Source organism: Roseicyclus sp. (assembly GCF_965662675.1).
Classification (GTDB): Bacteria; Pseudomonadota; Alphaproteobacteria; order Rhodobacterales; family Rhodobacteraceae; genus Roseicyclus.
In genome coordinates this window covers 1-10,417 of sequence record NZ_CBFIIK010000099.1, presented here as the reverse complement: position 1 = coordinate 10,417, position 10,417 = coordinate 1, and the positions used below count along the sequence as shown (strand labels likewise).

At 64.0% G+C, this 10,417-nt stretch carries 11 protein-coding genes and 1 pseudogene; 9 read left to right on the top strand and 3 right to left on the bottom strand.

Annotated features, from left to right (window positions below; translation table 11 throughout):
* Nucleotides 1-1,119, bottom strand: a pseudogene (locus tag ACTG4J_RS12605) (class I poly(R)-hydroxyalkanoic acid synthase); the annotation flags it as partial.
* A 117-nt stretch (nt 1,120-1,236) separates the two neighbouring features.
* Here ACTG4J_RS12605 and phaZ point away from each other — a divergent pair.
* Complete coding sequence (gene phaZ / locus ACTG4J_RS12600; protein ID WP_439140020.1) at nt 1,237-2,499, top strand: polyhydroxyalkanoate depolymerase; 1,263 nt, start codon at nt 1,237-1,239, stop codon at nt 2,497-2,499.
* A 29-nt stretch (nt 2,500-2,528) separates the two neighbouring features.
* Here the strand turns inward: phaZ and ACTG4J_RS12595 are convergent, their stop codons facing one another.
* Nucleotides 2,529-3,323 carry a hypothetical protein gene (locus tag ACTG4J_RS12595; protein ID WP_439140019.1) on the bottom strand — a complete coding sequence of 265 codons (795 nt, stop codon included), beginning with the start codon at nt 3,321-3,323 and terminating at the stop codon, nt 2,529-2,531.
* A gap of 397 nt (nt 3,324-3,720) precedes the next feature.
* Here ACTG4J_RS12595 and ACTG4J_RS12590 point away from each other — a divergent pair, with 397 nt between their 5' ends.
* The 7 genes from ACTG4J_RS12590 to ACTG4J_RS12560 all read left to right on the top strand — a co-directional run bounded on the left by ACTG4J_RS12590 (nt 3,721) and on the right by ACTG4J_RS12560 (nt 8,046).
* Nucleotides 3,721-4,113, top strand: coding sequence for a hypothetical protein (locus ACTG4J_RS12590; protein ID WP_439140017.1), 393 nt, complete (start codon nt 3,721-3,723; stop codon nt 4,111-4,113).
* Nucleotides 4,114-4,281: 168 nt separating this feature from the next.
* Nucleotides 4,282-4,593 (top strand): hypothetical protein, encoded by a 312-nt coding sequence (locus ACTG4J_RS12585; protein WP_439140016.1) that lies wholly within the window; start codon nt 4,282-4,284, stop codon nt 4,591-4,593.
* A 55-nt stretch (nt 4,594-4,648) separates the two neighbouring features.
* Nucleotides 4,649-5,068 carry a curli-like amyloid fiber formation chaperone CsgH gene (csgH, locus tag ACTG4J_RS12580; protein WP_439140014.1) on the top strand — a complete coding sequence of 140 codons (420 nt, stop codon included), beginning with the start codon at nt 4,649-4,651 and terminating at the stop codon, nt 5,066-5,068.
* Nucleotides 5,069-5,299: 231 nt separating this feature from the next.
* Complete coding sequence (locus tag ACTG4J_RS12575) at nt 5,300-6,463, top strand: hypothetical protein (RefSeq protein WP_439140012.1); 1,164 nt, start codon at nt 5,300-5,302, stop codon at nt 6,461-6,463.
* A gap of 86 nt (nt 6,464-6,549) precedes the next feature.
* Nucleotides 6,550-7,077, top strand: a complete 528-nt coding sequence (locus ACTG4J_RS12570; RefSeq protein ID WP_439140010.1) for a universal stress protein — start codon at nt 6,550-6,552, stop codon at nt 7,075-7,077.
* An 18-nt stretch (nt 7,078-7,095) separates the two neighbouring features.
* Entirely contained in the window at nt 7,096-7,368 is a 273-nt protein-coding gene (locus tag ACTG4J_RS12565; RefSeq protein ID WP_439140009.1) for a hypothetical protein, read from the top strand.
* A gap of 3 nt (nt 7,369-7,371) precedes the next feature.
* Nucleotides 7,372-8,046: a phosphoribosyltransferase gene (locus ACTG4J_RS12560; protein WP_439140007.1), complete on the top strand. Its 675-nt coding sequence runs from the start codon at nt 7,372-7,374 to the stop codon at nt 8,044-8,046.
* Here the strand turns inward: ACTG4J_RS12560 and ACTG4J_RS12555 are convergent.
* Entirely contained in the window at nt 7,979-9,073 is a 1,095-nt protein-coding gene (locus ACTG4J_RS12555) for a hypothetical protein (RefSeq protein ID WP_439140005.1), read from the bottom strand. The two genes, ACTG4J_RS12560 and ACTG4J_RS12555, sit on opposite strands and share 68 nt — an antisense overlap.
* Before the next feature lie 226 nt (nt 9,074-9,299).
* On the opposite strand from ACTG4J_RS12555, the gene ACTG4J_RS12550 reads away from it, so the two are divergent.
* Nucleotides 9,300-10,319: a ribose-phosphate diphosphokinase gene (locus tag ACTG4J_RS12550; RefSeq protein WP_439140003.1), complete on the top strand. Its 1,020-nt coding sequence runs from the start codon at nt 9,300-9,302 to the stop codon at nt 10,317-10,319.
* Nucleotides 10,320-10,417: the final 98 nt, after the last annotated feature.

The window sequence follows — 10,417 nt, the reverse complement described above, 5'->3', positions numbered from 1 at the left end:
CTCTCCTTGATCGCTGAAATCGGTCAGCGTGGTGAAGAAGGTGGCGGATTTCACCCGCGCCTGCCCGCGCTTGGCCTTGAGCGCCAGTGTCAGCGCCAGGGTCGTGCCCGCGACGCAATAGCCCACGGCATTGACCTGATCTTGGCCCGTCACGGCACAGGCGACATCAATCGCCTTGGGATAGCCATCCTCGATATATGTCTCGAAGCCCGTCTCGGCATAAGCGGCATCGGGGTTCTTCCAGCTGACGACAAAAAGCGTGTAGCCCTGATCGACGACCCATTGGATGAACGAGTTCTGCGGCTTGAGGTCGAGAATGTAGAACTTGTTGATCCAAGGCGGAAAGATCACCAAGGGCGTTTCATGAACCTTGTCGGTGGTGGCCTTGTACTGGATCAACTCGAACATGTGGTTGCGAAAGACGACCGCACCCTCGGCGGTGGCGAGGTTCTCACCGACATGGAACGCATTGGGGTCGGCCAGCACTGGCAGGATCTCTCCATGCCGCGCTTCGAGGTCGCGCACGAGGTTTTCAAGCCCTTTCACAAGGCTCTCACCCTCGGTCTGAACGGCCTTTTCCAAGGCATCGGGATTGGTGGCGAGGTAATTTGTCGGCGCGAACAGATCGATGATCTGGCTGGCGAAGAACTCGATCTTTCTCTTGTCGCGCGGGCTGAGGCCCTCAAGTTCCGCGACCGAGTTGCGCATCGCCTCGGCCGAAATCAGATATTGCGTCTTGATCGTGTGGAAAAACGGGTGTGTCTCCCATAGCGGGTTGGAAAAGCGCTTGTCTTGCGGCTGACCTTCGCTGGCGGGCAAGGCGAAATGACCCTGCGACAGCTCTTTTTGCAGCTCCATATATTGGGTCAGGGTTTGTGACCAATAGCTGACTTGGCGCTCCATCAGCTTGGCGGGGTTGGTCAGCGCCTCTTGCCAGATCGCCATGCCCGTCTTGAGCATCAGCTCTTGCCCCGGCCCTTCCAGCCCGGCATCGCCGGGCTTGCGCGCACTGAGTGCTGCGACCAAACGTTTGGACAGCTCTTCCATCCGCGCAAGATTTTGGTTGAGGCGTTCAAGGCTTTCGCCGGTATCCCGCTCTTCGGTTTCGTCGCGTGCCACCTTGATTTCGCCTTCTTAATGGTTCACTGAACTCTAGCGGAGCCAAGGTGAGGTGGCAAAGCGACGAATTGATCCGGGGCCGTGCATCCGCTCGGGGTCGCGAGGCAGGAGACGGCGATGCGCTATATGCTCACCTACGATATCATGGAATCCATGCGTGTGACCAATCAATGGATGGGGTCGACCGCACGCGCAATGTGTTCATACCCCCAGCTTGGTCTGATTGCCAATCCTTGGATCAAAATGACCGCCGCTTGGGGCGAAGTGGCCGAACGCAGTTTCGCGCGCATGGCCGCCAAGCCTGATTGGGGCATCCATTCGATCCCCGCCGAAGATGGGCGCGACCATTCCGTTTCCACCGAAGCGGTGCGCAAGATGCCCTTTGGCGATCTGGTCCGCTTCAACGTCGCCGGCCGCGCACCGACCGGGCGCAAAGTGCTGTTGGTGGCACCGATGTCGGGCCATTACGCCACGCTGCTACGTTCGACGGTGATCAGCTTGCTGCCCGATTGCGATGTCTATGTCACCGATTGGCACAATGCGCGCGACATTCCCGTCAGCGCGGGCAAGTTCGATATCGAGGATTACACGCTTTACCTGGTGGATTTCCTGCGCGTGATGGGCCCAGACACCCATGTCATCGCGGTCTGCCAGCCCGCGCCCTTGGCGCTGGCCGCCACCGCCTATCTTGCCGAGGAAGACCCCGAGGCACAGCCGCGCTCGCTGACCTTGATCGGCGGGCCGATCAACCCCGATGCCGCCGCGACCGATGTGACCGATTTCGGGCGTCGTGTAACCATGGGCCAGCTCGAGCGGATGGTGATCCAGCGCGTCGGCTTCAAATATGCGGGCGCAGGGCGCACGGTCTATCCGGGGCTGCAACAGCTTTCGTCGTTCATGGCGATGAATGCCGAGAAGCACGCCACCGCCTTTGCCGAACAGATCATGCGCGTGGCCAAGGGCGAAGCGGGCGATCACGACAAGCACAACAAGTTCTACGACGAATACCTTGCGGTGATGGATATGACGGCAGAGTTCTACCTCTCGACCGTCGAGCGCATCTTCAAGGATCTCGAGATCGCCGAGAACCGCTTTACCGTGGCCGGCAAACGCGTCGATATCGGCAAGATCACCACAGTTGCGGTCAAGACCGTCGAGGGCGGCAAGGACGATATCTCGGCCCCCGGCCAATGCGTGGCCGCACTCGATCTTTGTACCGGGCTACCCGACCATCTCAAGGCCTCCTATCTCGAACCCGAGGCGGGGCATTACGGGATTTTCGCGGGCAAAAGCTGGCGTAACCGCATCCGGCCGTTGGTGCTTGATTTCATCGACGCCCATTCCGAAGGCGCCAAGCCGACGGTGCGCGCGGTCAAGTAGGCGAAAGCGCCCCCGCCTTGCGGTGGGGGTCAAAAGCGCCATGTCAGCGATAGTCGCAAGGCACGGCTTTCGATCGTGAAATCACCGCGATGGTCGAGCTGCACCATCGCGCGGCTGGGCCCCGACATCGTCGCGGCGGTGATCGAAACCGCGCTATCGCTGGCCACATGCAAGCGTTCATGCAAGAGCGACAGCCCCCAAGTCACGCGCGCCGAGAGCGCTTGATTGATGCCCAGCACGACATGGCCGCCACGTGCCAGATCATCGACGACAAAGGGTGAGCTGGCGCGCACCAATGCCGCGCCCGTGGTCGTGGCACTTGCAACCTGGACCAAGGCGCGGCTGGCGTTGATCTCGGCTGCAGACAGGCCCAAACCCACCGAAACCGCGACACCCGGTGCGATTGCGCGCCCCAGACGCGCGCGAAGGCGATAGATGGGCCCAAGCGTGCCGATCAGATTGCTGCGCGCACATACCCGCCCCAAACGACATGATCCGCCCGATACCATCGGTCGTGACCCGATCTGCGCCTCGATTTCCGCCGAGACACGCAACGCCCCGCGAAGGTGACCATAGCCCAGCGCGACAAAGCCCGCATCGCTGCGCCAAAGGCCTTGGCGGATCGCCACGCCATCGACCACACCATGGTTTTGCGACAGCGACAGGCGATTGTCGGTCAGGCCGATTCCCACCTCGAGATAAGGACCGACCCAAGGGATGTCGGCGGCGACAGGCGCAGGCAGCAGGGCCAGACAGATCGCGATCGCCCGGCAATGGCCAAACCACGCGCCAGTTACCTTGCCGCCTTGGCGCTTTGGTTTCATCGCGCAGCCCCCATGATACATGCCGATAGGCTCTACGCGCCGCGCGCGCCCGGCATTGATCGGGGTCAACGGGGCGAAACATCATCGGTTTTGGGCAAATCCTGCTACCCGCTTGGTACGAAAGACCCAAACTTCGGGTCCGTTGCACCGCATGGATCGCCAGACGACCCGGCGCGTCATGCGTTTGTCGCGCGGATCAGGCCCAATCGCCCAAGCCCATCCATTTCGGGCCGCTGTTTCAGACCATCCGCCCCGATCCAAGCGCCGGATGGCCCAAGCCAAGGACAGCCTGCACCATCCCAGCCTTACATTCGCGACCGCGCAATGGCGGGCCAGCTCGGAAAGGATGTCCTTGTCGGTCGATGAGGCCGATGAGTTCATCCAAGGAGATCCAAGAATGAAACGTTTCGTTTTGACCCTGATCGCATCCACCGCTCTTGCCGCAGGCGCCGCCAGTGCCGATGGCAACTGGTCGCTGGTCGAGCAGTTCGGCATCGGCAACGCGCAAGGCACGATGCAGAACGGCAATTACAACGGCGCCTATACCGGTCAGGTCGGTGGCTCCATCGGTGGTCACGGCGTGCCGGGCGGCTTCAACGGTTCGCTGACCATGCAGTCGGGTGTCGGCAACTTCTCGGCCACCAACCAGGTGGGTGGCGGCAACCTGTCGATCACCGACCAGCTGGGCGTCATCAACGATGCGGCCACGATGCAGTTCGGAACCAGCCATGAGTCCGAAACGATCCAGCACGGCATCGGCAACCAGTCGCTGACGATTCAGTCGAACTGATCCTCAAAGGGGGCGTCCGGCGGCGCAATGATCGCAGGCCGGGCGCCCCTGCCCATCACATCATCAACCGCTTCGCAGGAGGGCACAGCAATGCCGCATCCATCATGCTTTCGTCGGTCCCTGCGCCTCTGCCTTGCATGCGCCGTTATCGCCGCACCGGGGTTTGCCATGGCGCAAAACCTGTCGGAGGTCATACAAAACGGGATCGCCAACAGCGTCACCACCATACAAGAGGGGCGGAATTTCTCTTTCGTCTTGCAAGACGGCAACGAGAATGCGGCCGAAGTGACCCAAGAGGGGCGCTACAACCTGTCTGGCCTGACGCAAACGGGCGACGGCGCTCATGCGGTCGTCGAACAGATCGGTGACGTCGGGCTTCAATCCACGACTCAAGGATCGACCCGGCTCAGCCCGATCTCACGCTCCAGCGCCGGCAATGCCGGGGGGCTGAGCACACGCTTCGAGATGAATATCGACTGATCCGGCCGCGCGCCGGGTGTCACCGACCACGCCATGTGACTGGAGGATCATGCGAATGGAGAGACTTTCCCGTCATGGATCGCAGTTACGGGCATGGTCGGCGGGCGGCAGGGTGATGGTCATGCGCCTCGTCATGACCACCGCCCTGCTGCTTCCCCAGATCGCACCCGCCATGGGCGCGCCCGAGCGGCCGGGCTGTTTCATCCGCCTCGCCCGCGCGGGGCAGGTGATGCATCTTTCGGCCTATGTCGAAACCACGCGCCCCCTGACGGGCAGCTATCAACTCATCGTCGGAAAACAGGGCATTTCGGGCCTGTCGCGCAACACCCAACGCGGCGATTTTCGCGCCCCAGCACCGGATGGCGCGGCGGTCTTGCTTGGCACGGTCTCGGTGCGGCTGACGGGTGACGAGAGCGTGCGCGCCGAGCTGACGATCCGCACTGGCGAAAGCGTGATCTGCCAAGCCGTGCTTTGAGGGATGATGCGCCCTTTGGCGGGGATTTGCGGATCATCAATGACCCACCCCACGATTCGCGCGACCAAGGCCAAGCGGTTGCCATGACCGCTGCGGCGGTGATCCGTCAGGCCAGTTGCACGACAACCAAGCCCTGAAATCAGGGCTGTTTTCGTAACACCCCAGCAGGGTGCCAGATCGGCCTCGACCGCCCAAGCCATTGCAACGGCTCGTTCATGTCGAGGGGGTAGCATGCCAGACGGCGCTTTGGGGGAAAGTCTGCAAGTGACGTGCCACGACATCGGCGCGCTGCATGAGGCGGCGCTCGAGGGGCGCTTTCACGATCTGGCGCTGGACCTGGTCGCAGCGCATTTCCCCGAGGCCGCCATCCTCTACTTCCGAGTAGACCCCGCACAGCCGGGCGGGTGCGGTATTCTTCACCGTGGTTTGGGCAACGGGGCGATGCCTGCGGTGCCGCCACATATGGTGCGGGCCAACCCGCTTTTGCGCGCGCATCGGCAACGTCCCGTGGGCGCGGTCTTTCACGACGACGCGCTCATGGCACGCGCCAGTTTCCGGGCGACGGCATTCTTTCGCGATTGGTTGGCAACGGCTGGCGAATTCGACGCTGCAACTGGTGTCGTGATCAGCCGCGATGGGCCGGTGCAGACGGTCCTCGAAATCCGCTATCCGGCGCATGCCGCCCGCCACATCGCCCCGGTGGCCGAGATCTTTCTCAGCGAACTTGCCCCACATCTACGCCACGCGACCCGCACGGCAGCGCTTGCATTGGAAGCCGAGCAAGCACAGCGCGCGGCGCGCGACTTCCTCGAACTGAGCGGCTTTCCGACATTCGTGGCAAGCCAAGACGGCACCATCGCGATGATGAACCAGCGCGGCGAGATGCTTTTGCGCAATGGCGGCGGGTTGATCCTGGGCATGGATCGCAGGCTGCAGGCCGGTGATGCCGACGACACGGCCCGGCTGTCCGAGGCGATCGCGCAGCTGGTCCAGTCACCACGCGCGCGCAGCACCATCATCGGCCTGCGTTCGGGCAAGAACGGCGCACCAAAGCTGCTCACCTTGACACCGCTATCGGCACTCGGTCGCGGCGAGACATCGTTTTGCGACGGCACCGGGGCCGGGCGCGTTGCGATCATGGTGATCGATGGCGTCGCCCAGCTTCATCTCGGACGCGATGCCTTGTGGCGCATGTTCGATCTGACCATGCGCGAGGTGGAATTGGCGCAAGCCCTGCTCGAGGGGCGGACCCTGCCCGAATTGGCGCGCGCGCACTCCGTCTCGAAGCAGACGCTACGCAACCAACTGTCCTCGATCATGCGCAAGACCTGCACCCGCCGCCAAAGCGAACTGGTCGCGCTTTTGCTGCAGATGGCGCGCGCCTTACCGCTTTGATGCCGATTGACGGCAGGCAATGCGCCCTGCCCTGCAAAGGCCGAGATTGGCCGATGAAGACCAGCGAACAGAGGGAGGCGCGCGCGATGACGGACCGGATCTTGGTGGCGACGGATGGATCACCCACGGGCGAACGCGCGGTGGCCTGTGCCGCCCTCTTGTCGGCCAAGCTGGAACGCGGGCTCAGCATCATCCATGTGCAATTGCATGCGCGCCCCACGGCCGAATTGACCCGGCTGGCCGAAACCGAGCACCTGCTCGACCATCTGCGCCGGCAAGAATCCTTCAGCGCGCGTGCGCAGGCCGAAAGCCTCGGTACCTTCTACGCCGCCACGCAAAGCGAGATCGAGCGCGTGCTGGTGATCGCGGCCATCGGCGACGAGATCCTCGCGCGCGCCGCAAGTAGCGCCGAGGCGGCGGGCGCCCATGATATCCGCCGCCATAACGCGGCGGGCGATTACGCCGATGAGATCCTTGACCTCGCCGAGGCCGAAAAGGTGGGGATGATCGTCGTGGGGCGGCGCGGGCTGGGGCGGCTGCGCGAGATCATGTTGGGCAGTGTCACACAGAAAATCCTGCATGCCACCGACCGTACGGTCGTCGTCGTGCATTAGGCGAGCGCCGCGCTTGCCATGACCGACCGCCCCAGCCACCCCCCTGCCCCCGCGCCGGATCATCTTGGCCCCTGGCCCGAGGCGACGATCGCGATGTTGGCCGATCTGGGCCTTGCCGAGGATGAAATCGCGCGCCATTTGCGGATCGACCGCGCCTTGGTGCGCCACTTGCGCCACCGCGCGGCCCAGCGCGATAGCCTGTCCGTGGCGCAGAACCCGCAAGCGGCATCTTGCACCTGGTGCCCGTGTCGTTGGCAGGCTGCGCTGCGCGCCCTGTTCGGCAGGCGTTAGCGCATGGGCCCCGCTTTCAAGAACCGCCTTGAGGCCGCCCAGCGCCTTGTGCCGCGGATCGCGGCAGCGCTGCACGCGAGCGAGAGGCCCATCATCCTCGCCCTGCCGCGCGGCGGCGTGCCGCTTGGTGCAGTGATCGCCCGCGCGCTGAGGGCCCCGCTTGACGTGGTCTTGGTGCGCAAGCTCGGCCTGCCGGGTCAGCCGGAACTGGCCGTCGGCGCCGTGACTGATGGGGCGCATCCCAGCCTTGAGATCAACGCGGATATCGCCCAAGCCGCCGGGCTTTCGCGGACGGATATCGAGACGTTGGCCGAACCCGCCTTGGCCGAGATCGCGCGCCGACGCGCACTGTGGCTTGGCGGGCGGGAAAGCCAAGCGCTGGGCCGCCGAACGGTGGTGCTGGTCGATGACGGGATCGCCACGGGCGCCAGCATGCGCGCGGCGCTGATTTGGCTGCGCGCACAAGGCGCCAGTCGCGTCATCGTCGCGGTCCCGGTTGCCCCGGCCGGGGCACTTGGCGCGATCATGCCTTTGGCCGATCAGCTTATCTGCCTTGAAACGCCGCATCCGTTTCACGCGGTGGGTGCCCATTACGCGGATTTTCCGCAAGTCAGCGACGCGGAGGTGGGCGCGGCGCTGGATGCGCAGGACCAAGGGTCTGCACATCCCCCGCGATGATCGCGCGGGCCATATCGAGAAAACCCCGCGCCTTTGGGCCCCATTTTGCCGGGGTGCGCGGGTTCGGCTCGCGCAGATGGTCGATGGCAAGGCGGGCCTGCGTCAGGCAGCGCGCCACAAGGTAGACCGTGTGAAGCGCGGGCGGTGGCGACGCGAAACCCGCCATTGCCAATTGCGCCGAAAGCATCGGCCCGATCCAATCGACGCCCAAACGCCTGCATTCAAGGCCCAGACCCGCGATCTCGTCATGCGGATCGATGAGGCGGAAATCATGATTGAACTCAACCCGGTCGAAGGCCAAGGGCGGCCGGGTCAAACAGACATGCTCGGCGCGCAGATCGCCATGGCCTTCGAAGACCAGCCCCGCCTTGCCGCGCGCAAGGATCGTACTGCCCATCGCCGCCAGCCGCAGGGGGGCAGTCTGGCAAAGCGCATCGGTCAAGCTGTCGCCAAGATGGGCGCGCATCTGCGCCAGATGGCGCAGATCGGTCGCCATCTCACGGGTCAACCGCTTGAAATACTGCGCGCCCGCGTTGGGCGGCGCGATTTGGCGGCGGTAGAATCCGATCATGATCTGGCCAAAATCCACCATCTCGTCGCGGCGGGGCTGTGGCCCATCGACAAGGCGCTTATCAAGCATCTGCGCCTCGGGTAGGCGGACCATCTCGACCACCCAGTCGACGACACGCCCGGCTCCGCCCAAACTTAACGACCCGTTGGGCCGCCGCACCAGCGCCGTGAGGCCGCGATAGACATCGCCTGCAAGCGCGTGGTTCAAACGCAACTCTTCGGCGCAAAGTGCGGCGCGCGCGGCAAGGCTGCGCATATCGGCGTGGGGCAACAAGACCGGCTTTTTCAGCTTGTAGGCGCGATCGCGCGTCAGAAACACCAACGAGGCATGGGTTTCGATGCATTGCGGCAGCGGGCTTTCCGGCCATGCACGCTGCATGAGGAATTCACGCTTCTCCGCCAGACCGTTGCAGCCGTCATGGGGCAGAGCGGCACTGGGTTGGGCCAAAGCGGTCACTGGCGTGTCATTGGCGATCCCAGACCAGCCCGGCGCTTTGGGGACCAACGAAGATCGCGACAGATCGCATCAAGCCATTGTGCGATGACCGCCTGCACAGGCGTATCGGCCGCAATCGGGATATCCGACATCTGGTGTCCTTTCACACGGTCTTGCACCGCCAATCTGTGCCGCCGCTACGCGCGGAGCATTGATTGCCCGCAATGCAGGTGGCGCGCGCTCCGGGATGATCGGCACCATGTTGTTTTTCACACTCCAAGGCGCGGAAGGTCTCGGGCAGCGCATCGCGGCGTTGGGTGGTTGGGGCGTGGCACCGCATGAAGAGCGCGATTTCGACATGGGCGAGCATAAGGGTCGTCCCTTGGTCGATCCGCGCGGCCATGATGTCTTCGTTCTGGCCGCGTTGCAGGGGGGCAATGCCGCCTCGTGCAATGATCGGCTGATCCGGGCGATGTTCTTTTGCGCCGCCTGTCGCGATCTCGGCGCGGCGCGGGTGAGCTTGATCGCCCCCTACCTGCCCTATGGGCGCAAGGATCGCCGCACCAAGGAACACGATCCCATCTCGGCGCGCTACGTCGCCCAAGCGATCGAGGCGATGGGGTGCGACCAGATCGTGACGGTCGCCGCCCATAATATCGCAGCCTTCGAGAACGCCTTTCGTATCCCCACCCTCCATCTGACGACCGAGGCGCTGTTTGCAGCCCTGATCGCGGCCGATGATCGCGGCGCGCCGTGCGTGGTCATGGCCCCCGATCCGGGCGGGATAAAACGTGCGCAATTGCTGTACGAGGCGTTGCAGGCCATCGGCATGGAGGATGTGGGTTTCGCCATGATGGAAAAGCGCCGCAGCGCAGGCGTGGTGTCGGGCACGCTTTTCGCCGGTGATGTGGCGGGCGCGCGGGTCTATATCCTCGATGACATGATTTGCGGTGGCGGCACGATTGCGCGCGCCGCTCAGGCCGCGCGAAAACATGGGGCGGTCGCGGTCCATGCGATGGCCACGCACGGGTTTTTCACGCCGCAAGCGATCATCCGGCTGGCGCAAGATGATGGACCGGACACCCTTACAGTCACCGACAGCGCCGGGCCTTTCATTCGGCCCATGCCGGAACTGCGGGTGGTGGGTCTTGCGCCGATGCTCGCTGCGGCAATCGCGCGGCTGCATGGCGGCCCGACCTGGTCGGTGGCCCCTGCCCCGGCGCCAGCCTCAGGGCAGCGTTCGGTCCCGTTTGCGCCCGGTCAATGATGCCCGCCGCCGCCCGGCGCATGCTGGGCCGTCATATGCTCGACCAAGGAGACAGCCATGGAAATCGCCAAAGCAATGCACCCCAAGGCCACATGGGC